The organism is Bacillus sp. IBL03825 (assembly GCF_024712505.1).
In the GTDB taxonomy this organism is placed as follows: Bacteria; Bacillota; Bacilli; order Bacillales; family Bacillaceae_G; genus Bacillus_A; species Bacillus_A wiedmannii.
Genome location: NZ_JAMXKE010000001.1, coordinates 689,154 through 714,691, shown reverse-complemented (window position 1 = coordinate 714,691; position 25,538 = coordinate 689,154). Strand labels below are relative to the sequence as shown.

Annotated in this window: 26 protein-coding genes; 8 read left to right on the top strand and 18 right to left on the bottom strand. The window is 35.4% G+C overall.

The window, feature by feature from the left end:
- Positions 1 to 201: 201 nt before the first annotated feature.
- From NHG49_RS03675 to opp4A, 5 genes are read left to right on the top strand one after another with little or no spacing between them, the layout of a single operon-like run.
- A complete protein-coding gene (locus tag NHG49_RS03675; protein ID WP_098110872.1) occupies positions 202 to 1,221 on the top strand; it encodes an ABC transporter ATP-binding protein in 1,020 nt (339 codons plus the stop codon).
- Positions 1,208 to 2,134, top strand: coding sequence for an ABC transporter ATP-binding protein (locus tag NHG49_RS03670; protein ID WP_001196372.1), 927 nt, complete (start codon positions 1,208 to 1,210; stop codon positions 2,132 to 2,134). The genes NHG49_RS03675 and NHG49_RS03670 overlap by 14 nt, the downstream gene beginning before the upstream one ends.
- 14 nt (positions 2,135 to 2,148) lie before the next feature.
- The gene (gene opp4B / locus NHG49_RS03665; protein WP_033657692.1) at positions 2,149 to 3,114 is read left to right on the top strand and encodes an oligopeptide ABC transporter permease; all 966 of its coding nucleotides are present in this window, start codon (positions 2,149 to 2,151) and stop codon (positions 3,112 to 3,114) included.
- A 17-nt stretch (positions 3,115 to 3,131) separates the two neighbouring features.
- Positions 3,132 to 4,037 carry an ABC transporter permease gene (locus NHG49_RS03660; RefSeq protein WP_000880734.1) on the top strand — a complete coding sequence of 302 codons (906 nt, stop codon included), beginning with the start codon at positions 3,132 to 3,134 and terminating at the stop codon, positions 4,035 to 4,037.
- 12 nt (positions 4,038 to 4,049) lie between these two features.
- A complete protein-coding gene (gene opp4A, locus NHG49_RS03655) occupies positions 4,050 to 5,825 on the top strand; it encodes an oligopeptide ABC transporter substrate-binding protein (protein WP_000182624.1) in 1,776 nt (591 codons plus the stop codon).
- A gap of 100 nt (positions 5,826 to 5,925) precedes the next feature.
- On the opposite strand, the gene NHG49_RS03650 is transcribed toward opp4A, so the two are convergent.
- From NHG49_RS03650 to NHG49_RS03635, 4 genes are all read right to left on the bottom strand, one after another.
- A complete protein-coding gene (locus NHG49_RS03650) occupies positions 5,926 to 6,051 on the bottom strand; it encodes a DUF4027 family protein (protein WP_000453509.1) in 126 nt (41 codons plus the stop codon).
- Positions 6,052 to 6,259: 208 nt separating this feature from the next.
- A complete protein-coding gene (locus NHG49_RS03645) occupies positions 6,260 to 6,682 on the bottom strand; it encodes a universal stress protein (RefSeq protein ID WP_000277996.1) in 423 nt (140 codons plus the stop codon).
- A gap of 65 nt (positions 6,683 to 6,747) precedes the next feature.
- A complete protein-coding gene (locus NHG49_RS03640) occupies positions 6,748 to 8,199 on the bottom strand; it encodes a SulP family inorganic anion transporter (protein WP_000487883.1) in 1,452 nt (483 codons plus the stop codon).
- 155 nt (positions 8,200 to 8,354) lie between these two features.
- The gene (locus tag NHG49_RS03635) at positions 8,355 to 9,608 is read right to left on the bottom strand and encodes a cell wall-binding repeat-containing protein (protein ID WP_000738886.1); all 1,254 of its coding nucleotides are present in this window, start codon (positions 9,606 to 9,608) and stop codon (positions 8,355 to 8,357) included.
- A 174-nt stretch (positions 9,609 to 9,782) separates the two neighbouring features.
- On the opposite strand from NHG49_RS03635, the gene NHG49_RS03630 reads away from it, so the two are divergent.
- The gene (locus NHG49_RS03630; protein ID WP_064477080.1) at positions 9,783 to 10,460 is read left to right on the top strand and encodes a response regulator transcription factor; all 678 of its coding nucleotides are present in this window, start codon (positions 9,783 to 9,785) and stop codon (positions 10,458 to 10,460) included.
- Positions 10,461 to 10,471: 11 nt separating this feature from the next.
- Positions 10,472 to 11,857 (top strand): sensor histidine kinase, encoded by a 1,386-nt coding sequence (locus NHG49_RS03625; RefSeq protein ID WP_258125566.1) that lies wholly within the window; start codon positions 10,472 to 10,474, stop codon positions 11,855 to 11,857.
- A gap of 19 nt (positions 11,858 to 11,876) precedes the next feature.
- On the opposite strand, the gene NHG49_RS03620 is transcribed toward NHG49_RS03625, so the two are convergent.
- Positions 11,877 to 12,398, bottom strand: coding sequence for a dihydrofolate reductase family protein (locus tag NHG49_RS03620; RefSeq protein WP_258125565.1), 522 nt, complete (start codon positions 12,396 to 12,398; stop codon positions 11,877 to 11,879).
- Between the two features lie 65 nt (positions 12,399 to 12,463).
- On the opposite strand from NHG49_RS03620, the gene NHG49_RS03615 reads away from it, so the two are divergent.
- On the top strand, positions 12,464 to 13,459 hold the full coding sequence (locus tag NHG49_RS03615) for a helix-turn-helix transcriptional regulator (protein ID WP_179194439.1): 996 nt from the start codon (positions 12,464 to 12,466) through the stop codon (positions 13,457 to 13,459).
- Positions 13,460 to 13,500: 41 nt separating this feature from the next.
- Here NHG49_RS03615 and NHG49_RS03610 read toward each other — a convergent pair whose 3' ends face one another.
- The 13 genes from NHG49_RS03610 to NHG49_RS03550 all read right to left on the bottom strand — a co-directional run bounded on the left by NHG49_RS03610 (position 13,501) and on the right by NHG49_RS03550 (position 25,319).
- Positions 13,501 to 14,925, bottom strand: a complete 1,425-nt coding sequence (locus NHG49_RS03610; RefSeq protein WP_258125564.1) for a DUF4367 domain-containing protein — start codon at positions 14,923 to 14,925, stop codon at positions 13,501 to 13,503.
- Positions 14,891 to 15,448 (bottom strand): RNA polymerase sigma factor, encoded by a 558-nt coding sequence (locus NHG49_RS03605; protein ID WP_064477084.1) that lies wholly within the window; start codon positions 15,446 to 15,448, stop codon positions 14,891 to 14,893. The genes NHG49_RS03610 and NHG49_RS03605 overlap by 35 nt, the downstream gene beginning before the upstream one ends.
- Before the next feature lie 221 nt (positions 15,449 to 15,669).
- Positions 15,670 to 16,113, bottom strand: coding sequence for an HIT family protein (locus NHG49_RS03600; protein WP_258125563.1), 444 nt, complete (start codon positions 16,111 to 16,113; stop codon positions 15,670 to 15,672).
- 11 nt (positions 16,114 to 16,124) lie between these two features.
- Entirely contained in the window at positions 16,125 to 16,502 is a 378-nt protein-coding gene (locus tag NHG49_RS03595) for an OsmC family protein (protein ID WP_064477086.1), read from the bottom strand.
- Positions 16,486 to 17,904 carry an amino acid permease gene (locus NHG49_RS03590; RefSeq protein WP_064477087.1) on the bottom strand — a complete coding sequence of 473 codons (1,419 nt, stop codon included), beginning with the start codon at positions 17,902 to 17,904 and terminating at the stop codon, positions 16,486 to 16,488. Before NHG49_RS03590 ends, NHG49_RS03595 begins: the two co-directional genes overlap by 17 nt.
- A 204-nt stretch (positions 17,905 to 18,108) precedes the next feature.
- A complete protein-coding gene (locus NHG49_RS03585) occupies positions 18,109 to 18,753 on the bottom strand; it encodes an amino acid ABC transporter permease (RefSeq protein ID WP_064477088.1) in 645 nt (214 codons plus the stop codon).
- Positions 18,754 to 19,410 carry an amino acid ABC transporter permease gene (locus NHG49_RS03580; protein ID WP_064477089.1) on the bottom strand — a complete coding sequence of 219 codons (657 nt, stop codon included), beginning with the start codon at positions 19,408 to 19,410 and terminating at the stop codon, positions 18,754 to 18,756. It abuts the gene before it with no gap.
- A 100-nt stretch (positions 19,411 to 19,510) separates the two neighbouring features.
- On the bottom strand, positions 19,511 to 20,338 hold the full coding sequence (gene glnH / locus NHG49_RS03575) for a glutamine ABC transporter substrate-binding protein GlnH (RefSeq protein WP_258125562.1): 828 nt from the start codon (positions 20,336 to 20,338) through the stop codon (positions 19,511 to 19,513).
- Positions 20,339 to 20,350: 12 nt separating this feature from the next.
- Positions 20,351 to 21,271, bottom strand: a complete 921-nt coding sequence (locus tag NHG49_RS03570) for an amino acid ABC transporter ATP-binding protein (RefSeq protein WP_141669156.1) — start codon at positions 21,269 to 21,271, stop codon at positions 20,351 to 20,353.
- Positions 21,216 to 22,676 (bottom strand): alanine/glycine:cation symporter family protein, encoded by a 1,461-nt coding sequence (locus NHG49_RS03565; protein WP_098103386.1) that lies wholly within the window; start codon positions 22,674 to 22,676, stop codon positions 21,216 to 21,218. Before NHG49_RS03565 ends, NHG49_RS03570 begins: the two co-directional genes overlap by 56 nt.
- Positions 22,677 to 22,835: 159 nt before the next feature.
- Positions 22,836 to 23,807, bottom strand: coding sequence for a phosphotransferase enzyme family protein (locus NHG49_RS03560; protein WP_064477092.1), 972 nt, complete (start codon positions 23,805 to 23,807; stop codon positions 22,836 to 22,838).
- A 23-nt stretch (positions 23,808 to 23,830) separates the two neighbouring features.
- The gene (locus tag NHG49_RS03555; protein WP_064477166.1) at positions 23,831 to 24,517 is read right to left on the bottom strand and encodes a CPBP family intramembrane glutamic endopeptidase; all 687 of its coding nucleotides are present in this window, start codon (positions 24,515 to 24,517) and stop codon (positions 23,831 to 23,833) included.
- 202 nt (positions 24,518 to 24,719) lie between these two features.
- Positions 24,720 to 25,319, bottom strand: coding sequence for a TasA family protein (locus NHG49_RS03550; protein ID WP_088046976.1), 600 nt, complete (start codon positions 25,317 to 25,319; stop codon positions 24,720 to 24,722).
- Positions 25,320 to 25,538 lie beyond the last annotated feature (219 nt).

Below are 25,538 nucleotides of genomic sequence, written 5' to 3'. Positions count from 1 at the left end.
TACAAAAGATTTATTTTCCTCTCACATATATGTTAGCGTTTTCAAAACACTTCAACTACTAATACAACTGCATTCAATTTTTGTATAAAAAGATTTTTGAATATTTTCTCAACTTATACTTGTCAAACATTGTCATTTTATATTAAAATAACAACAACATACAAAATATTTAGTCTTTTCTGAAAAGATGGAGGGATAGCCATGAAGAATCCACTTCTTCGCATTGAAAACTTACAGACTTCCTTTCGCATACAAGATCACTATCATGCAGCAGTAGATGATGTTTCGTTAACTGTCCATGAAAATGAAATTGTCGCGATAGTTGGTGAATCAGGTTGCGGAAAAAGTGCACTTGCCCTTTCTATTATGCGATTGCATAATGAAGCAAATACAAAATTACAAGGGCAGCTTAACTATAGAGATAAGGATTTACTAACTATGTCAGCCGCAGAGATGAATAAAGTACGCGGATCAAACATCGGTATGATTTTCCAAGAACCTCTTACAGCACTCGATCCTCTCATGACAGTTGGAAAACAAATCGAAGAAAACTTAGACTACCACACAAGCCTTTCAAAAGTTGAAAAAAAAGAACGCACCTTAGAACTACTTCATCAAGTTGGTATTCCAAAACCAGAACTTACATATAAACAATACCCACACGAATTATCTGGCGGAATGAGACAAAGAATTGTTATCGCAATTGCAATTGCTTGTAACCCAGCACTCATTATTGCGGATGAGCCAACAACGGCTCTTGACGTAACCATCCAAGCACAAATTTTAGACTTACTAAAATCTATTCAAGAACAAACGAAAATGGGCATCATTTTAATTACTCATGATTTAAGTGTTGTCGCAGAAACAGCCGATCGTATCGTCGTTATGTACGCTGGACAAGTTGTAGAGACAGGAAAAGTTGAAGAGATTTTTAACAATCCTCTTCACCCATATACTCGTTCTCTATTACACTCCATTCCATCTGCGTATGGTGAAAAAGAAAAATTGCATGTAATTCAAGGGGTGGTTCCTTCGTTAGCGAAGCTTCCTCGCACAGGTTGTCGCTTCCAAGCTCGAATTCCATGGATTAGACCTGATCAACACGAGGAAAATCCAATTTTACATGAAGTAAAACCAGACCATTGGGTACGTTGTACTTGCTACAAGCATTTCAACTTCCAAGATAAGAAAGGAGATGACGTAACTCATGGCACTGCTTAAAGTAGAAGATTTAAAAGTACATTTTCCAATTAAAGGTGGCTTCTTCGGCCGCACATTAGATTACGTGCGTGCTGTCGATGGTGTAAGTTTTGAATTACAACCGGGTGAAACATATGGGATCGTTGGTGAATCAGGAAGTGGCAAATCAACAACGGGTAAAGCAATTATGCATTTAACGAAAGCAACAGAGGGTAGCATTCATTTTAATAATAGAGATTTAACAAAATTAAGTCGCTCTGAGCTACGTGAACAACGAAAAGATATTCAAATGATTTTCCAAGATCCTTATTCATCATTAAATCCGAAGAAACGTGTTCTCGACATTATTGCTGAGCCTCTTCGAAATTTTGAGAAGCTCTCACCTGATGAAGAACGTAGAGCGGTTCAAGAATATCTTGATAAAGTTGGTCTAAATCCAGAGTCAATTTATAAATATCCACATGAATTTTCCGGCGGGCAAAGGCAGCGGATTGGTATTGCACGCGCTCTTACATTAAAACCTAAGCTTATTATCGCTGATGAGCCAGTATCTGCGCTTGATGTCTCTGTACAAGCACAAGTATTAAACTTCTTGCAAGATTTACAAGCTGAGCTCGGACTAACATACTTATTCATTAGTCATGATTTAGGTGTAATTCGTCATATGTGTGACCGTATCGGTGTTATGTATCGCGGACGCATCGTCGAAGAAGCAACTAGTGCAGAAATTTATAGTAATCCGCAACATATTTATACGAAGCGCCTAATATCAGCAATTCCTGATATTCGTCCTGAAAACAGAGAGAGACAGCGTAAGCTCCGTCAACAAGTAAGCTCTGAATACGAGAAATCATACGAAAATTATTTCAATGAAAACGGTCGTGCTTATGACTTAAAAGCAATCTCGCCAACGCACCGGGTGGCATTACCATAAGGGAGTGATAAAACATGTGGAAGTTTATATTACGGAGATTTTTAGTGATGATCCCGCAATTATTCGTGTTAAGTGTACTTGTCTTTCTACTAGCTAAGGCAATGCCAGGCGATGCCTTAACTGGCAAAGCAATGAATCCAAAAGCGGATCCAAAAGTGATTGAAGAACAACGTGAAAAGCTTGGATTAAATGACCCAGTTCCAACACAATATGTTCGCTGGATTAAAAATGCAGCCCAAGGTGACTTTGGTATTTCCTATGCACATAAAATGAAAGTAACCGATTTAATTGGAGAACGACTTGGAAATACAGTATCTTTAGCACTTGTCATTCTTATTCTTACTTATTTAATTGCCATACCACTGGGAGTTATAAGTGGGCGTTGGAATGATACATGGGCTGATCGACTCATTACCCTTTACAACTATCTAGGTTTTGCTACACCACTATTTATATTTGCACTAGTTATGCTCTTCCTATTCGGATTTAAGTTTGCAATATTCCCAACCGGCGGTAGCGTAGATCCTCAAGTTGCAACAGGTACATTTGCTTACTATTTAAGCAAATTGAATCACATGCTACTACCAGCTTTATCCGGGGCATTAATCGCAACAGTTGGTACTGTTCAATATTTACGAAGCGAAATTATTGATACGAAACATAAAGATTTTGTTCGTACAGTAAGAGCAAAAGGTGTTCCAGAATCAAAAATCTATTCTAGACATATTTTACGAAATTCATTCTTACCAATTGCAGCCTTCTTAGGCTATGAAATTACAGGATTAGTTGGCGGTGCCATCTTTTTAGAAAGTATTTTTAGCTATCCAGGAATTGGACAACTATTTATACAATCTATCTCTCAACGTGATTTTAGTGTAATAACTGCACTCGTTATGTTTACTGGATTTGCAACGTTACTTGGAACTCTCCTTTCAGATATTATTCTAAGCATCGTCGATCCACGTATTCGTATTGATTAAAGAAAGGAGATGACGTTATGTTAGCAAACCCTGAAAAACAAACTGAAGTTATTCATTACGAAAAAAGCCCTTCTGGTTTCTCTATTATGTGGCGAGAACTTCGTAAAGATAAATTAGCAATGTTTTCACTTATTTTCCTAGCAATCTTATTACTAGCAGTCTACGCAACATCTTTTATTATGAAACAAGAAGATATTGTACGAGTTGATTTATTCGCTATTTATGCTCCCCCCTCTGCTGAACATTGGTTAGGAACAGATTATGGAGGACGCGATATTTTCGGCCAACTTATTATTGGTACACGGAACTCTTTTACAATTGGATTAGCAATTACTATTCTTTCTTGTTTAATTGGTCTTTCAATTGGATTAATTGCCGGGTATTTTGGAGGAGCTATTGATAATATCATTATGCGCATTATCGACTTTGTTATGGTTTTACCATTTTTAATGCTTGTAATTGTATTTATTACACTTGTTCCTACATTCAATATTTTTACTTTCATTTTAATTATGAGCGTGTTCTTATGGACAGGAAAGGCCAGATTAATTCGCTCAAAAGTATTAACTGAAAAAGAACTAGATTATGTCTCTGCATCTAAAACTTTAGGAACACCAAACTGGAAAATCATTCTTTTCCAAGTACTACCTAACTTAAGTTCAATTATCATTGTTAGCGTTACATTAAATCTTGCTGGAAACATCGGTATTGAATCTGGTCTAACTTTCTTAGGATTTGGTCTACCAGAAAGTACACCAAGCCTTGGTACACTTGTTAGTTATGCTAGAAATCCAGATGTATTACAAGAAAAATGGTGGATTTGGTTACCCGCATCAGTCATGATTTTAACATTGATGCTGTGTATAAATTTTATTGGTCAAGCGCTACGCCGCTCGGCCGACGCAAGACAAAGAAAAGGATAAGGGGTGGAAGAAATGACAAATAAGCCAAAATTTTTCAAAGTATTAAGTACACTTGCCGTTTCAACATTACTACTTTCAGCATGTGGGGGCAGTGGTGGTAGTGAAAAAACGAGCAGCACAAAAAAAGTAGATACAAATAAATTTAGTGCATCTGTTAAAAATGATAAAAAGGAAATTAAAGATGGTTCATTAACATATGGTCTTGTTTCTAACACACCATTTGAAGGACTTTTGAACTTCGCTGTATATGAAGGAGATCCTGATAACCAAGTCATTACAATTTTCGATGAATCTTTATTATCAAATGACGAAAACTGGGAATACACGAATGATGGCGCTGCTACATATGAAATTTCTAAAGATAAAAAGACAATTACATTAAAAATCAAAGATAATGTAAAATGGCATGATGGAAACCCTGTTACCGCTGAGGATTTAGAATACTCTTATCTAGTAATTGGTAACAAACAATATGCTGGTTCTCGCTATGACACTCAAATGCAAATGATTGAAGGTATGGAAGATTACCATAATGGAAAAGCCGAAAAAATTTCGGGTATAAAGGTAACGGATCCAAAAACAATTTCGATTACATTTAAAGAACCGAATCCTTCAGTGAAAACTGGACTTTGGACATATCCTCTTCATAAGAAATACTTAGGAGATGTACCAATCGATAAATTAGCAGAATCTGATAAAATTCGTAAAAACCCAATTGGTTTCGGGCCTTTTAAAGTGAAGAAAATTACGCCAGGTGAAGCTGTTGAATTTGAACGTTTTGATGATTATTATGGCGGAAAACCAAAACTAAAAAGTATGGTTTTAAAAGTTGTTAACCCTTCCGTTGTTAACGCGTCCTTAAAAAATGGTGATATTGACATTGCTGAAGTAAGTGCAGATCAGTATCCAAATGTAAGTAAATTAAAAAATGCACAATTAGTCGGTAAAACTGATTTATACTATAGCTATATCGGTTTTAAATTAGGCCATATGGATAAAGAAAAAGAAGAAGTAGTGATGGATAAGGAGAAATTTAAAGATGTTCGTGTACGTCAAGCAATGGCGTATGCTATCGATCGAAAAGAAATTGGTGAAAAATTATATCACGGCCTACGTTATCCGGCTAACTCACCAATTCCACCATCTCTACCAAAATATCATAACAATAAAGCTGGTGCCTATGATAAAGATATAGAGAAAGCTAAAAAATTATTAGATGAAGCTGGCTATAAAGATACGAACGGAGATGGATTCCGTGAAGATCCGAATGGTAAAGAATTTAAAGCTAATTTCTTATCAATGAGTGGTAGCGATGTAAGTGAACCACTTGCAAAATTCTTTATTCAATCTTGGAAAGACATCGGCCTAAAAGTAGAGCTTCTTGATGGTCGCTTACATGAATTTAACTCATTCTACGATATGATTAAAAAAGATGATCCAAAAGTTGATCTTTTCGCGGCAGCTTGGGGAACTGGATCTGACCCAGATCCTTCTGGTATTTGGGCTAAAGATGCAGCGTTCAATTACCCACGTTGGGCTACTGACAAAAACACAGAATTATTAAAACAAGGTATTTCTCCAGAAGCTGCTGATGAAAAGTACCGTAAAGATGTCTACGATAAATGGCAAAAATTAGTTCATGACGAAGTACCATTAATTCCACTTCATTATAAATTTGACTTAAAAGGTGTAAATAATCGCGTAAAAGATTATAAATATACACCAGAAGATCAATACAAGTGGGGTAAAGTTAGCGTAACAAGCGATAAAGCAGAAACAGAGAAATAAGAAAATAGCTCCTAGCACTAAGATACATGCTAGGAGCTATTTTCTATTTATAATACTTCTCTTGCTATTAATAACAACCAATTCCTTCCCTACTCTAAAATTAAAAGATTTGATGAACCATCTTTATTAAAATAGCTAACGTAACAGATGCAGCAAATCCGCCTAAACAAATTAAGCTTACCCCTTGACTATATGATAAATTTTGCAATGATTTCATTACTTCCATCCTCCCTATCTCCCCTTTGATACTCTTATTTTACCAATGGGAAAAATTTCATAACATCGATTTTTCTGACAACAAACTTACAAATTTGTAAGTTAACATTTTCTAAAACTTATGTATCTAGTATGTCCATACCTTCCCCTTTTATACGCCAAAAAGGACCTTGAATTATATCAAAGTCCTGCTTACACTACAGAGTATCTCACTCAATTTATTTAATAATCATCACCGGGCATTTCACTCGTTTTGCTATTTTATGACTTACACTACCAAGCACCATCTCTTGCAGTGTATTTAATCCTCTACTTCCAGCGATAACAAGATCTATGTCTCCTGTATTTACATATTGAACAATCGTATCTCCTGGATCGCCATGTAATATCGTAATTTTATAAGAAATGTTCTCTTTCTTTAATAAACCTTCAATCTCTTTTAATTTATCTTTTCGACTAGCCGATATTGTTTCTAGATCTGTTTGACCTTGTATAATATCTGATTTTGCCGTTCTATTATCTACTACGTACACAACTTCAACATTTGTTTCTTCGCTACATTTCGCAATATATGTTGCATGTTCCGCTGCTCGAAGTGCATGTTCAGAACCGTCACATGCTAATATAATTTGTTTGTACATATGCTGAATCCCCTTTTCGTTATCCTACCCGTATTATATAATAAAGCCCCCTAAAAAGGAGGCTTCTAACTAGCAATTCTTTTATTATAAGTAGCTAAATTTGAAATAATCTTCGAGCTTCGTTCATTTAATCCCGTTATACTTACTTTCACGCCACTTTGTTCATACTTCATGATAACTTTATCAATTGCAGCTACTGCTGAATCATCCCATATATGCGCATAAGTAAAGTTCAACTCAATTTCTTCCACATCTTCATTGAATGAAAAATTATTTATAAAGTCTGCTGTAGATGCAAAGAAAAGTTGACCATGAATTTCGTATATTTTCTTATTTTCAATATATAAATGTTTCACGTGAATCTTTGCCATATTGAATGCAAATAAAACCGCACTAATTACTGTTCCAATAATTACACCTAATGCTAAATTATGTGTAATTAAGACAATCACAACTGTTACGATCATAACAAACGCATTTCCTTTTGGTACTTTATGAATCGTTGTTACAGAGTTCCAATCAAATGTTCCGATTGAAACCATAATCATTACTGCAACTAAAGCTGCCATTGGAATATGAACGACATAGTCACCTAAAACAAATAGTAATACGATTAAAAATCCGCCCGCTACAAATGTGGATAAACGACCTCGTCCACCTGATTTAATATTAATAACAGATTGTCCAATCATTGCACACCCTGCCATTCCTCCGAAGAAACCAGCCACAATATTTGCAATACCTTGCCCACGTGCTTCTTTATGTTTATTACTTTCCGTATGCGTCATATCATCTAAAACTGAAGCTGTTAATAATGACTCTAGTAAACCGATAATTGCAAGCATAACTGCGTACGGTAAAATAATCCCTAACGTCTCAAGTGTAAAAGGTACGTCAGGAATGCTAAAGAACGGTAATTCTTTCGGCAAGCTTCCCATATCTCCTACTGTTTTTAACTGCAATCCGCTCATAAGTGCAATACTTGTCACAATAATAATAGAAATAAGTGTAGACGGTACAGCCGTCGTAATACGTGGAAATACATATATAATTACAAGTCCTAATGCGACAAGTGCATACATTTGCCAAGTTGCATGTTTAAAATGTGGTAATTGCGCTGTAAAAACTAAAATTCCAAGTGAATTTAAAAAACCACTCATAACAGATTTAGGTACAAACTTCATAAATGAGCTCAGTTTGAACACGCCAAAAATAATTTGGACAATACCGGTTAATATTGTTGTAGCAAATAAGTATTGCAAACCGTGATCTTTCACGAGCGTGACCATTAATAATGCCATTGCACCTGTTGCAGCTGAAATCATCCCAGTTCGTCCGCCAACAAATGAAATGGTAACTGCAATACAAAAGGCTGCGTATAACCCAACGGTCGGATCCACGCCTGCAATAACTGAGAAAGCAATCGCTTCAGGAATTAACGCTAAAGCAACAACAATTCCTGACAGCACATCCCCTTTCACATTGGAGAACCAGTCATTTTTTATCGTTTGAAACAAAATACCACTCCTCTACTCTTTTATCATTTGATTTTCTCCATAAGAAAACCTAGGCCGACTGCACGAAGGCTATTATATAACGAGTAGAGGATTTTGCGCTATGTAAAAGTTTCCTAAAAAAAGACGCTACCTTCATAGCGTCTTTTCTCATTTCATTAATGTCCACCGTGCCCTTGACCACTTTCCTGAACAATCTCTAACCTTTCATCCAGTATACCTTGTGTTTCAAATGAAATATCACTCGTACTTCCTAATAAGAAGCCGTGGTTATACGGTCCAAGTGTTGGGTCATCTTTAAACTTCGGCTGAATACTAGCAAGGAATTCATACACTGGCTGTGAAGCTTTCCCTTCTTCTAACAATACAACAGGTGCGTGTTTACCCATATGTGAAAATGGTGCCCCTGCAACTGCTAAGTCTGGTGTTTTGCTTGAAACAAATGATAAACCGTGACCTGGTTTTGTAAACCCCCATCCAAATTTCGTTTTTTCATCTTTAAACTTCGCAAATGCAACCGAATTTTCTGTTGGAGTCTCTCCACTAATACGCGTTATTTTTCCGTATTTACTTAACTCTTTTTCTACTGCTTTTGAAATGATTTTTTCTGGTCCTAATACATATATATTCGCTTTATCTTTTCTCATCTTTAATGCCTCTATCGTCGCTTCTGGCACTTTATCTTTTTCTGTATATAAAAGCGGTTCTGGCATATGAGAAATCCAATTTACAGCTGGTGTTGTATATAAACGCCCTTCTTCTTCAGACGAACCGATAATAACACTATTTGGATAGCTACCTGTTATATCGGCATATTCTTTATCCACATCTTTAGCAAATTTAGCTGGATCCGTTTCTTTTATTTGCTTTACTTTATATGCTTTTAATTGCTCAAGGATAGATGGACCTACATCCCCCATCAACATAATTTGTGTTCCATCTTTCGTTCCGAGCGGATTTAATCGTTTTATTTCTTTTAACGTCATTTCGGGTACCTTTTCTTTTTCTATAAATAAAATTGGCCCGTTATTCGGATGGTGAATAAGATCCGCACTTGCAATACCTAATTGCCACTCGTTTACTGGTACTAAAATAACAGCGCCTGGCTGATTCTCTTTATGCGTTGCTGGCCATATCGTTTGCGAAGTTAATACTGCCATTTGCATAGGGTCATTTGTATTTAATCTCGTTACATTTTTTAAACTCGTCGTTAATACATCATTCGATGCCCCTTTATTCATTTCTTTCGGCGCACTTACCTCCTGCTTCATTTTCATTTTCATTTCCTTTTGCTCTGTTTTCTTCTCTTCTTTAGATTCATGATTTTTATGATCTGTGTTCGTTTGCCCACACGCCGCAAGACCAGCCGCCGCAATTATTGTTATCCCTAAAATTCGGGTCATCTTTTTCACTATACCGCCTCCGTATGAATCGTTTTCGAGCCAATATGATTACCTAAAATGAAATTTCAACTTTACAATAACAAGCAATTCTGAAGAAATTATGCAGATGCATGATAATCTGCACCATTTCTTCATGATTTTGACTTACAATTTAAGTAATAACTACAAATGCGGAGGTACTCTATGGTCGATATACTACTCGTAGATGATGAGCCGAGAATGCTTGAATTATTAACGCTTTATCTTACTCCAATCGGATACAACTGCGTATGTGCAGTATCCGGGGAAGAAGCTATTTCACATATAGAAAATCGAAACTTCAAATTTGTTTTACTCGATATTATGATGCCAAAGATGGATGGGTGGGAAACGTGCAAAAGAATTCGATCCTTTAGTAACGTTCCCATCATTATGGTAACGGCTCGTGATCAAACGGTAGATGTCATCCAAGGGTTAAAACTTGGAGCGGATGATTATGTAACGAAACCTTTCCATGAAGAAGAGCTTTTCGCAAGAATTGAAGCTGTTTTAAGGCGAACGAATCAACACGCTCAAATCCAATATCACGGCATTTTATGGGATGAGGCAAAGCATTTCGTTTCTGTCTATAATGAAGAACTTCTTCTCACTCCAATCGAATTCTCTTTACTCGGATTATTTTTACGTCATGTGAACTACGTGTTAAGCCGCGATCAGCTCATTGAAAGAATTTGGGGATTAAATACAAATACAGAAGATAGAACAGTCGATTCACATATTCGTAATTTGCGTGATAAATTACGAAAAGTAAATTTCCCTATTGATCACCATTTAAAAACTGTTTACGGAGTCGGCTATCGATGGATTGATACTGTAGATTAAGGAGCAAAACGATGAAGCGAATCTCTATTCAACTCGGATTTTATTTTTTAATTGTTACACTTTTAATCGAAAGTGTTCTATTTGTCTTGCTTTATTATAGCCTTGTCAACAATAGAGTAAATGAAGAAATGACAGCTTTATTAAAGCGTGGAAATAGTCACCGAGATGTCCTTGAAAAGTATTTTGATAAGCAAACAATCTCCCATGTTGCACTAATGGAATCTGAAGCCGAAACCACTGTCGTTATTACAAATGCCAATAAGGATGTGCTAGCTAAATCTAATGAAATAAATACTACTATAAAAAAGCATATTGAAAAGATGCAAACACGGACAGATCATGACGGAGCAATTATAGAAAATCATTGGAAAACATCTAATTATATATGTACAGTTAGTCCTATTATAGTGGCAGGCAAAACAGAAGGCTACGTATATATGTTTCTCGGAACGGAATCAATCGAGGAAATGGTTAACGGGCTAACAAGACAATTCATTATTGCTGGAGTCATTACTTTTCTATTAACAGCCATCACCATCTTTCTCTTATCACGGTTGTTAACAAAACCATTGTTACACATGAAACATGCCACTGAAAAAATGAGTAAAGGCGACTTATCTGTTTCATTAACAACTACTCGAAATGATGAAATTGGTGAGCTAGCATCATCTATTCAAACGCTTGCTAATGATTTACATTATATGAAAACAGAGCGAAGTGAATTTCTAGCAAGTGTTGCTCACGAATTACGAACACCGTTAACATACGTAAGAGGTTATGCTGACATTGCTTTAAAAGAAACCACATCTCCTGAGCAACGTTTGCGATATTTATCTATTATAAAAGATGAGTCTGATTACATTACAAACTTAGTTCAAGATTTATTTTCACTTGCACAAATAGAACAACATAACTTCTCTATTCAAGTAAAAGAAGTACATTTACACACCTTCCTTACTCGCATAGCCGAAAAAGTAAACGCCATGTATAAAGAAAGACATATTAAAGTTTCCTTCTTTTGTCCTCCTACACTGGTAGTAAGCTTAGATGAACAGCGATTTGAACAAGTTATAGTGAACATTTTAAATAACGCTTATAGACATTCAAACGAACATTCTCATATAAACATTTCTGTTACGGAAGAACATAAAAGTATCTCCATTACAATTGAAGATGAAGGTGAAGGTATTCCGCCTGAAGACCTCCCTCACATTTTCGACCGCTTTTATCGAGTTGATAAAGCTAGATCACGCGCTACAGGTGGAACTGGTTTAGGACTATCTATCGTGAAAGAAATTTTAGAACTACACAGCGGGAATATTACTGTAACGAGCGAAGTCGATCATGGGTCTTGTTTTATCATTTCATTGCCATCTATACAAAAACACGACTACTGATGGTAGTCGTGTTTCTTTATCATTTTACTTTATAATATAAATTTACAAATTGCCCAAAACGTTTCGTATCCGTTAGAGTTAAATTAATTTCTGGATTCTTGTCTTGAAATAACAGAACTCCAGAACCTAATATATGCGGTGTAATCGTAACGATATATTCATCAATTAGATTATTCTTAAAGAACTCTTTCAGTAAACTCCCTCCACCGACCATCCATATTTTAGATCCTTCTTGTGCTTTTAACCTTTTAGTAAACTCCACTACATCTTCATTTATAAACTCAACGTTTCCGTCTGAGCCTTTTTCTGAACGAGAAAAAACATAACATGCTTTATCTAAGTAGGGGAATGTTTCTGTATGTTCTACTACATAATCGTACGTTCTTTTCCCCATAATTATTGTATCAATCGTTTCATACATTTCTGTATAACCGTTATCTCCCTCTCCTTCGGTTTCCATTAACCACTCTAAATCATCATTTTCTTTCGCAATATATCCATCCAAACTAGCGGCTATAAATAAAACAACTTCACGTGACATCTTTTTTCCTCCTTGCATCTCATCTTGATAACATTATGATGTAAACAATATACTATCAATAAAACATGACAATTTATGTCATGTTTAAAAAGAAAAAGGTGATACATTTGTCAAAAGCAAAACGTTTACTAGACATTCTTATATTTGCTTCTGCGAAAAGAACATTTACAGCTCAGGAAATAGCTGATGAATTTAATATTTCCGTTCGTACTGTCCATAGATATATTTTAGATTTAAGTGATATGGGATTACCCATTTACGCAGAACAAGGTCGTAACGGAGGCTATAAAGTATTAACGACTAGAGTCATTCCGCCTATTTTATTTACCGAAGAAGAAGCAGTCTCCATCTTTTTTGCTTTTCAGTCTTTAAGCTACTACAGAGACTTGCCTTTTAACACAGAAATCAATTCCGTTACGCATAAACTGTATAGCTCTCTTCAACATGATGCGAAAGTGAAAGTTAATAAAATACGTTCTTATATCGCTTTTTGGAATCCGAAGAGAACAATTGATACACCTCTATTAAACGCAGTGTTAAGTGCGGCTATTGAAAATAAAAATTTACACTTTCAATACGAATCTAAATCGGGGATAAAAACAAAACATGTTCATCCTATCGGTGTATACGCTCATGATGGGCTATGGTACTTACCATCCTATGACTTCAGGAGAAAAAAAGTATTACTCTATCGTGTTGATCGTATTCTTTCTATATTATCAACAGAAAAAAATGAAAGTACGTTCATGAATTTAGAAGAATGGTTTACCTCTAGCTCTAACGTAGTGCACATTCCTACCCAATTACATGTTTTACTAACGACAGAAGGCGTGCGCCAATGTAAAAGTGTTCCTTACCTTGAAGAATTCGTGGTAATAAACGAAGACGGGACAGGATATATACATTCAACAATTGATAAAGGCGAAATCAACTTTATTACCCCTTTATTTTATAGACTTGGAAAAGATGCACGAATTTTAGAACCGAAAGAATTGATAGATGGTTTACTTATGCGTGCGAAAGAAGTTTTACATATGTATGAAGACGAAAAAAGCTGCTAAATATAAGCAGCTTTTTTCGTCCCGTTGTTCCTATTGTTTTATTATTGACGAATGTCAAACCACCAACGATTTTTCGAATTCATATTCTCAGTTCCACTAAAACCACTGTAACGGAAAGCATCAAGGAAAATTGAATCTAGTTTATCCTCATCCACAAAATAACCTAAATTAACTTTCATCGTTTGGCCAGGTAGGATACTACCAATATTGTAAAAGCTTTTTCCATCTCCGTGAGGTTCTAAATAATCGACTTCGCCCGTCATAATATTTTTTTCCGCAATTCCATCTCTTTCAGCGTAATTCCATACATTACCTTTACCTTTAAGCACTTGTATGGATGGAGTCATATAGATTTCTTCTGTCGCCTGTTTACCAATATTTTTCACTGTTGTTATTAGGTAGACAAATTTAGGACGAATTAATTTTGACTCTACTAATGTATCAATTGAATCTTTACCATTTCCAACCTTATATTTATCCCGTCTATACGGTATTAATTGTCCGGCTTGATCCAAAGCTTGGTTCCTGCTTAGTATTCCTAAGCCAAGTTCATAAAAGTTATCTTGTTTAAAATCTTTAATCGAATCAAAAACTTCAACTTTCTCTATCACATATTCAATTTGGCTGTTATCCATAGATATCGTTACTGGGACCTTTTGCCCTATATGAAATAGTCGTTTGCTATCTTTTTTCAAAGGAATCACCTTAGTTTTTTTAGGTTCATCTGCTTGGCTAAAATACTTTTTATCATAATTTGATATATGTGATGCCTTTCCTTTTGACGTAGGCTCCAGTGAAATACTCCCTAACACATCTATCATTTGTTCTTCATTTATATCTGATCCAATAAAACTTTCTAACATAATCCCTTCTTTCTCAAAAAAGAGAAAGACCTTCCTATCAAACATTACATTGTTGTTTCCAGTTTCTTTATGAACAATTACTGCTTTCCTGCCATTTATCTCTTTTTCTTCATAACTTTTCGAGTACAGAGTTGGAAAATCTGAATTCCCCCCTACTCTCCAAAGTGCGAATGAAAATCCACCCATTGCGTAGTTATCTTTAAATGAATATTTCATAGCACTGTCATCAATTGCTTCCATATTTTCTGGTAATTTATCAATTTTCAACTTATACCACTTGTCCGCCTTTTTCGAGTCTTTGTTTGTTACCGAAACATTTACTTCATAATTTTGTTTTTGAACAATCATATTATAGACTTTCACTGCTCCAAAAACGGTTGTCGGCATGCCGATTAATAAGCAAGCAGCAGCGATTAACATACGATGTCTTTTACGCTTTTTCTGCGGTTGTCCATCTTTCAGCTTCATTTCCTCCATAAACAATTTCCTTTTGCGCGTATATGTATGTGAAAATTCATGTCTTTCTTCGAGTTTATCAAAATCATCTAAAGCAATTTTTTCAGCAAGTTCATATATTTCTTTGGAGTTCTTTGAATTCGTCATGTTGTATACCTCCTATCATATTTTGGATTCGTTTTCGAGCGCGTTCAAACTGCTTGCGGACATTAACCTCGGTTATTCCCATAACACTTGAAATCTCTTGATACGTTAAGTTATAGAAGACTTTATACTTAAACACCTGTCTGTTAGATTCACTTAATTCTGTTAGCAATGTATCAATTTGAACCTCAGACATTTTACGTTTTTCCCACTCTTCAATATTTTCATCTACCGCTTCTATTGATTCTCTTTCATATTCTTCTAAAAATGTTTCATGTCGTTTATTTTTCCGGTAACTATCAATCGCCTTGTTTTTCACGACCCTCAAAATGTAACGTTTAAGCTCTTCAGTGCTCAAGCTATGGAGCTTTTCCAAGTTCTTATAAAGTGTAATAAACGTCTCTTGAACCGCATCTTCAGCCTGCTGAATATTATTTAAAATAGAATACGCTACATAATAAATTTTTTGTTCGTACAACTCATATAGCCCTTCCATCTTTTCATAATCGTTGTTTGTGACTTTCATATAATTCCTCCTCTCACTCTATATAACGAATGGGCGATATACTTTGTGACACTGCATAATCTTTTTATATATAAAATTTAATAACAGAATAAACAAAAGCCCAATTTCTCTATTTTAACTGAGAAATTGGGCTTTTGTTTATTAGAATTTTCCTGACTGTTCCCTTAAGAACATTCCTCTTACGCCTTTTTAGTAAGCAGTATTTGCTCTATCGCTTCTTTTCACAAATTCTGTGTCTCTTCAAAATTATAATTCTTCTTTTCTCCCGATTGTACCGTATAAAACTCAGCAAATGAGCGCCCTTTATATCTTGGTACGACATGCATATGGTAGTGTGTTAGCTCGTTAAATACTCCACCATTTTGACAAATCGTAATTCCGTCTGGTTTATATAATGATTTAATCGCTTTTGCAATCAGCTTAGAAGCATCCATAATTGCTTTCGCTATAACATCATCTAATTCGTCCACTTCTACAACATGCTGCTTTGGCACAATTAAAGTATGTCCTGGATAGAAAGGTTCATGATCTAAAAAGCATGTTACATACTCATCTTCATATACTTTATATATTTTTTCCTCTCCGCTTGCTAATTTACACCCTAAACATTCCATCATATTTCCCCCTTTATTAAAAACATAAAAACGTGAGAGCCGTATTCTCACGTTTTTATGTTTCACTTTATTAGTTCAATTGTTTCCGTAACCTTTATACTATCTTTTACAGATTGAACAATCGTGCAATTTTTCACTGCAAGTTGCAGTGCTTTGTCCAACTGCTCTTCTGTAATGTTTTGCGCTTTAATTTTATAGTGCAAATGAACACTTTCAACTGGTTTTGATAAAGCTTCACTTCTACCAATTTCCGTTTCGATTGTAAACGTATCGTATATAATACGTTTCTTTTCTAAAATTGTTTGAAAGACAATTGCACTACATCCTGCGATAGAAGAAACGAGTAATTGTAACGGAGAATACCCATTTTCTTTTCCAATCGCTAATGGACCATACGATAAATCTGCCTCTATATCATCATGCTTAATTTTTATTTTCATACTTCGCTTCCATCTCCACTTTCATCGGCTTCTTTCGTTTCTTACTCATATAATAATATATATAGCAGAAAATGATAAATGGAATACCACAGTATAACGCCATTCTTTGTTCTGGAATAAACGCTAAACTAATAACAACGATACTATTTGTAATTAAAGCTAAAATAGGAACAATTGGATATAACGGTGTTCTATACTTTAAGTCCTCTAACTTTCCTCCACCTTTTATATACTGACTTCTAAAGCGAAGTTGAGATAGAGCAATAATGATCCAACTTGAAACAGCGGATAAACCAGCTATAGATAATAAGTACATGTATACTGTATCTTCTGCAAGGAAACTTGTGAATAAAGAAAGACCAGCTACCGCAATCGTTACAACTAGTGCTGTAATTGGAATGCCACGTTTATTTACTTTCTTGAAAGAAGTTGGTGCCATTCCTTCATTTGCAAGTGACCATAATATACGAGTTGCCGCATATAATCCTGAATTCGCTACAGATAGTAACGCTGTAATAATAACGAAGTTCATAATATCAGCTGCGTATGGAATACCGATTTTATCAAATACGACTACGAATGGACTTTCAATTACCCCTGCTTCTTTCCAAGAAATCAATCCTACTAAAATCGTCATTGTTAAAATGAAGAATAACATAATGCGCCATACTGTATTACGGATCGCACGTGGAATTGTTTTTTCTGGATTTTCACTTTCTCCCGCTGCAATCCCGATTAACTCTGTTCCTTGGAACGAGAAGTTAACTGTAATCATTGTAAGTAATACGGCAGCTAGTCCATTCGGGAATAATCCGCCATCGCTTACAAAGTTAGAGAAAAGAGGTGCTGCTTCTTTTCCGTCATATGATATAAATCCTAATAATGCACTACCACCAAGAACAACAAATGCAAGAATTGTAACTACTTTAATACTAGAGAACCAAAACTCTAATTCAGCATAACTCTTCGCTGATATTGCATTTGAAGCATATAAAATAACTCCGAATACGAGACACCATACCCAAACATCAACATTCGGAAACCATCTTTTCATCATTAAACCAATTGACGTTAATTCTAAACCTACCGTTACTGCCCAGCCAAGCCAATATAGCCAGCCGATCATAAAGCCCGTTCCTGGTCCAATAAACTTCGTCGCATACTTTTGGAAAGAACCTGAAACCGGCATTGCTACCGTTAGCTCTCCAAGACAAAGCATTGTTAAATACATAATAAATCCGCCCACTAAATAGGAAAGGATGGCTCCCCCTGGTCCAGCCTGATTAATGGTGTAACCTGAACCTAAGAAAAAACCAGTCCCGATTACACCACCTAGTGCGATCATAAATAAATGTCTACTCTTCATCGTACGATGTAATTTCTCATTCGTTGGTTGCTGCATCTAAATCCTCCCCCTACCGATACCCCTATATCTTGTTAAAATTTTCTGATAATAAAAATATACACGAAAGCGATTACAATTTCTATATAAAATTAAAACTTTTCTGATAAAATAATATAAAAAATCGAATTATCGCGAGTTTTAGATTCTAATTAGAGGAAAATAAGGTTAAACAAGGAAAAACCTTTACATATATTGTAAAGGTTAACGAAGTTCTAATCTTCTCGATAAAATTGATAAACTATAGTTTACGATAAAGTACATACAAGCTACTACTATAAACGTTGGAATCATATAATTTACATTCTGTCCGCTAATAATTTGAGCATTATGCATAAGCTCTGGCAGTGATATAGCAACTGCTAATGATGTATCTTTCAGCAATGAAATAAACTGACTAACAAGCGGCGGGACCATTCTTCTTAATGCTTGTGGTAAAATAATATGCCAAAGCGCTTGAACATACGTTAATCCTGAAGATCTTGCAGCCTCAATCTGCCCTTTTTCAATAGATAATAAACCACTTCGAACAATTTCAGATATCATTGCTGCTTCAAATATTGTTAAGGCAACAATTACAGCTGTTATAATTTCTAATTTTAAGCCTGCTTCTGGAAGTGCAAAATACGTGAAAAATATAATTAAAAGTAGTGGTAAATTTCGAATTACTTCAACAATAATTCCTAATATTTGTGAGACGACAGGTATTTTCATGTAGCGCAATATTCCTATTACACTACCAATAATAAAGCTAAGTACAATTGCTACGAGCGCTACCTCTAACGTTATAAGTAATCCTTTTAATAAAAACAGAATATGATCTCCTGTAATTGCTCCCTTAAAATCCATTTACACCGCCTCCTTTGCTAAGCGTTTTTCTAAATAACGCACTAGCATACTGAGCGGAATTGTTAATATTAAATAAAACATCCCGACAAATATATACACATCGAACGTAACAAAAGTCTTCGTTGAAATTAAATCTCCTTGATACATTAAATCAGTACCCGCGATAATTCCGAGTATGGAAGAGTTTTTTACTAAATTGAGAAATTGATTTCCTAGAGGAGGGATTACGATTTTCATCGCTTGAGGTAAGACTACATAATACATTCCCTGTACATACGTTAATCCTGAAGACCGTGCTGCTTCCATTTGCCCTTTTGCAACGGATAAAATACCAGCGCGAATGACTTCCGCAATAAACGCTGCCGTATATACAGTAAGCGTAACTGTTCCTGCTACAAAACCATTTAAAGTAATTCCTATTACAGGTAAAGCGAAATAAAATATAAATGCAATTAATACGAGTGGAATATTTCTTACAAACTCCACAAAAGCTGACCCTATCCAATTTAAAATACGAATAGGTGAAATACGCATTACAGCCAAAATTACTCCTAAAATAAAGCTTCCTATTAATGCAATTACACTAGACATCACTGTATATTTAAAGCCTTCTAAATACATATCAATGTTATTCGTTAATATAGAAAAATCAGGCACATATTCTCCCCTCTTTCTTTACAAGAAGAGGATGAGCGTCCCTCATCCTCTTACTATTTATCAATGGGAATACAGCTCCGCTCATTAAAATATCACTTTACTACTCTTGCTTTTGCCCAATCCATTTCTCATACAATTTGTCGTACTCCCCGTTCGCCTTCATATCTTTTAGCAAGCTATTAATCTCTTTCGTTAAATCACCTGCACCTTTTTGCACTGCAATTCCGTACGGTTCATCCGTAAAAATTTTCCCTACAACTTCATAATTTGAATCTTGTTTTGCCATGCCGTAAAGAATTGCATTATCTGTCGTTAAAACATCGCCTTTCCCTGCTTTTAACGCCGTAAATGCCTCACTATAATTTTCAAATTCTAATACAGTCGCTTCTGGTGACTTTTGACGAATATTATTTGTAGACGTTGAACCTTTTACAGCTAACACTTTCACACCCTTTTTCACATCATCAATACTTTTAATATCGCTTCCTTTTTTCACAAGTAATGATTGCCCTGCTTTAAAATATACATCTGAAAAATCTACTTCTTTTTTACGCTCCTCCGTAATTGTCATTGTTGCGATAATTGCATCAATATCACCATTTTTCAGTAGTGGAATACGCGTTTTAGACGTTACTTCTTTTAATTCTAGTTTCTTTTCATCTCCAAGAATTTTTTTCGCAAGCGCCTTTGCGATATCAACATCAAATCCTTTTACCTCCCCTGTCGAAGGATTTTTCAAGCCAAATAAGTTCGTATCATTCTTCACTCCAACTACTAGTTTCCCGCGCTTTTTAATTTGCTCAACAGCCCCGCCTTGCTTCGTATTCGTTTCTTTCGCCTCATCTTTTTTACTTTCGCACCCGGCCACGACAAGTACGAATAAACATAAGAATACGATTAACGTAAACAACTTTTTCATTTTAAGCATAAAATTCCTCCTTTAATGATTTAACACTCTTCTTAAAAATAGACGCGCTCTTTCTTGTTCAGGACTTGCAAAAAATTGCGCCGGTGTTGTATCCTCAATGATTTTGCCATCATCCATAAATAAAATCCGATCTGCTACTTCTCGCGCGAACCCCATTTCATGCGTGACAACGACCATCGTCATCCCTTCTTTAGCTAGCGTCTTCATAACATCAAGTACTTCCCCGATCATCTCTGGATCAAGAGCAGACGTAGGCTCATCGAATAGCATAATTTCCGGCTGCATTGCGAGCCCCCTAGCGATCGCTACCCTTTGCTGTTGTCCTCCGGATAATTGATGCGGGTATACACTAGCCTTCTCCGGAATTCCTACTTTCTCTAAATAAAACATCGCTGTTTGCTCAGCTTCCTCTTTTGAAACTTTATTTACTTTAATAGGTGCTAGTGTAATATTTTGAAGAACCGTTTTATGTGGATATAAATAAAAATGTTGAAAGACCATCCCGATATTTCGGCGTAATTCATTCATATCTGTTTTGACATTGTGTACCTCTGTATTCTGTACAATTAACTCTCCATCTGTAATTGTCTCTAGCTGATTTATACACCGAAGCAACGTGCTTTTTCCTGATCCTGAAGGCCCAACAACTACTACCACCTCACCTTTTTTCACTTGCACATTAATATCTTTTAAAACTTGAAAATTGCCATAATATTTATTTACATTACGAAACTCTATCAACATACTCCCCCCTTCCACTAACAAAGCATGTACATTCTTTTTATATTCAAAAATAGGAAAAAAAATAACTTCCAGCCTCATTTTGTCCATAAAAAAAGCAAAGGGATTTTCCCTTTGCTTTTTCACTTCTATTCTATTAAGATACTTCTTCTTTCTTATCTTTTCCGTATTCATGCTCCCAGAAATCAGCATTTTTAATTCCTAATGGCCCTGGATCGAATACTGGATCTTTTCCTTCTTTTTTCTGCTTTTCATAATCCTTTAATGCGACTAATGCAGGTTTTTGTAATAATAAAATCGCAATGATATTTACCCATGCCATAATTCCTACACCGATGTCACCTAACGCCCACGCCGTTGCTGCTGTTTTTATACAGCCGTAGAATACAGCTCCTAAAAATACAAATTTTAATATCATAGACAGCCAAGGGCGGTCTTTATCACGATTTAAGTACGCAATATTCGTTTCTGCAATGTAGTAATATGCCATAATTGTTGTAAATGCAAAGAATAGTAACGAAATTGCAACGAAACCGTTTCCAAATCCAGGGAAAACAGATTCTACCGCTGCCTGTGTATATCCCGGTCCTGGCTGAGCACCATTTAATTTATTTACGATAAAGTTTTTTCCGCTTGCATCAAATACGTTATACATGCCTGTAATAATCATCATAAATGCTGTTGCTGAACAAACAAATAATGTATCAATGTAAACGGAAAATGCTTGCACTAAACCTTGCTTAGCTGGATGTGATACTTCCGCAGCAGCTGCTGCATGTGGTCCAGTTCCTTGCCCTGCTTCATTGGAATAAATACCTCGTTTTACTCCCCAAGAAATTGCTAAACCGATAATACCACCGAAAGCCGCTTCTAATGCAAAAGCACTTCTTATAATTAGCATAAATGCTTCTGGCAACTTTTCAATATTCATAGCAACAATAACGCAAGCTACTAAAATATAACCAACTGCCATAAACGGTACGACAACTTGTGCAACGTTAACAATTCGCTTTACACCACCGAAGATGATAATAGCTAGTACAACAACTAATAAAGCCCCTGATACGGTAGTGTTAATTCCAAAAGCTGTTTCTAAACTTACAGCAATACTATTTGCCTGCACACCTGGCAGTAAAAGCCCCGTTGCAAGAATTGTCGCTGCAACGAATACTAATGCATACCATTTCACACCTAAACCTTTTTCAATGTAATAAGCAGGTCCACCACGAAACTGTCCTTGATGTTTCGTCTTATATATTTGCGCTAATGTAGATTCTATATAAGCTGATCCTGCTCCTAAAAAGGCCACTGCCCACATCCAAAATACAGCTCCTGGTCCACCGAAGGCAACCGCTGTTGCTACCCCAGCTATATTCCCCGTCCCAACGCGTCCTGATAACGAAAGCGCTAACGCTTGAAATGAAGAAACACCAGCCTCTGATTTTTCACCTTGAAATGTCAGCTTCACCATTTCTCCTACATGCCTTACTTGTAAAAACCTCGTTCGAATGGAAAAATATAAACCTACTCCTAAACATAAATAAACAAGTGCTGGACTCCAAACAATATTATTTAACCAATTCACGAAAGCTTCCAACATTCCCCCTCCTTCTTTATAAAGAATATTCAGAATATATATAAAATTATAAGTGTATACTGAATCTAGGACAATATTATTTTAATAAAGTAAACATATTTTTGTATAAAAAAACAAAGTATATATTTGTTTTATATACTTTGTTTCGAATTAAATGTATTATATATTCACAATTGCTTCTCTTTTTATAATTCTTTCATATAGCTCTTCTGATAATTCTCGGAAGTTATCTGGCATATCTTTCCCCTTAAACTTCTTTTGAAGTGTACCGTATAAACCAACATCACGTAGACGTAAAAACAACGGTAACGATTCATACCAACTATCCGCCAGTCTGTGCTCATGCTCATAGCCTTTTCGTAACACTTGTAGCTGTTTACGAGCAAAGTCTGTCTTCTCTTCCGCTGTCCATGGTGTAAATAGAACAGAGTAATAGAGAACCATCGCTAAATCATGTATAAAGTAATTATAAGCCGCATCATCAAAATCAAAGATTGTTAGCTCTTTACCATCATAATGAAAATTACCGGGATGGATATCACCGTGCATAAGGCCGAACGTTTCTCTTTCAATTGGAAGAACCTTTATTTCATCCATTAATACCGCTGCAATCTTTTTCACTTGATCATCTTCTAATTCATTAACAATCCCACTTTCGTCTTCTTCCCACGTATCACGATAGTCTGTTTTAGGATAGCTCATTGTTAGGCGATGCAGTTGTCCAATCGCTTTTCCCCATGCTTCAAAATAATCATCTCCCCAATAAGGCGATCCTTCCCCTTTTACTTGCTCACCTTTTGCATATGTAAATAAAGAAGCAAAAAAGAAAGTGCTATCTTCCGCTCCAATTTCTTCTACAAGATTTTGAGAAGTTGAGTTAAGAGGTCCTGCTACCTTTGCCCCATGCTCCGCAACATATCGTAAAAAATCTAGTTCAGCTTCAACTTCTTTTTTAGAGCGATGCGAAGAATGCGTTAAACGTAATACATAGTCCTCATCATTATCTCCCTTCGCCTTAAAAATATAATTTTCAAAATCTCCAAGCGGCTTCTCTTCCACTGTTACATGAAATGCCTTTGCCGCTCTTCTTAAGATCTCTTTCGTAAAAACACGTTCTACAGCTATTTCCATATGTATCCCTCCTATATATCTTCTTAATTCGACATAAATGTGAGAAGTACTGCTATAAAATTGAATAATGCGTGGGCAATCATAGCTGATAAAATAGAATTTGTTTTCTCATATAACCACGCAAATACTACTCCACTAAAAAAATTCACTGGTAATGTGTTATATGTTGGAATATGAACAACGGTAAATATTATGGAACTTATAAGCACTCCGCCCCATATACCATATTTATCACGAAAAAACGTATAAAAAACCCCTCGATACAAAATCTCTTCATAGATTGGTGATATAACTGCTGCTCCAATTACCGCGATACAGAATGAATATATTGATTTATCATTTTGGACCGTTTCTGTTTTACTATTTTCAAAAGAAATACCCATTTTCTCCATTATCATTAATACAGCAATACTAACTACAATTAAGAAAATAACCGCTCCAAATGTCCATAAGAAATCTTTCCATGAAAGCTTCCGAATTCCAATATCTCTCCACGAGATCTTATATCTTTTTATACAAAAAAGATAAACTACAGTAGTAAATATCACTGCCATTATAAATCCCATTAATACTCCAGCATATAATGAGTTCCCTATTATTTTTAAAGCATAGTCATAAAAAAGAGATTCAACAGTTACTGGAACAATAATAAATACAAACACAAATAAATATAAAATTTCTTTCCATCCCCACATACTTTTCAAAATTATATACACCATCCCTCTACTCCTTGTTTCCTTAAGTATAAAAGATGACGTAACGTAACTTTCAAGCTTATTTTTTTTCAAATAATCCAAGCATAATTTTCTCTCAAAACACAAAAAAGGTTGATTCACTAAATCAACCCTTACACTATTAAAAATTTTATTTCTCAATTCTTCATCAATTTATTCTTATATATAACATTTATCTTTATCTCTCTTCACCTTTTGTCTGCATTGAATTGAAAGTCCAATTTAATTTTAATGAATCTCCTTGAAATACATTTTGCTCTTCATTGCTATCTACAAATGTGAACATTACATAGAAAGTATCATCATTACCAGGAGCAAGTCCATTTCCTTCTCGGTCTACAACACCTTTTTGTACAAGATCAGGAATACTTCCGTTTTGCGTAGCTACCTTTAATTCAGATAATGTAGTAGACCAAATTGGAACCTCATTTTTATCCAAATTCCATAAGAAATCGACACGGATATGATCACCCAAATCAGCACTTCCATTATCTCCTTTAGCATCGATTACACTATAATCTGTAAGAAGTTTCACGTCTCCTATCGCTAAAGTTCCTTTGTTAACTAATTGAAAACCGCGTTCCATTTCATCACCTGGTTTAATATTGTCGACATTAATAACAACTTCAGGATTAACACTCAAATCTAAAGTACCCGCTGCAAACGTGTTTTGTGATACTTCCTTATCACTAAAATACGCATATGTCCCCCCGCCAATTAAAGATAAACCAAGCCCTGCAGTTACAACACCCATACCAAGTTTTTTCTTAATACTCATTTCACAAGTCCCCCTATTTTTAAAGTTCAAACTCCAAACCTTATTTCCATCCCACAAACAATACTAATTAAACAAATAATATTCCCCATAACGAAACCTAACCAACGTTAAACTATTTACTTCATGTATACAAATAACTATCACTTTAAGAATAGCCGGTAATGTTACATCGAATCATTACCGGTCCATTGTTAGTAAATCCTATTTAATTCTATACTC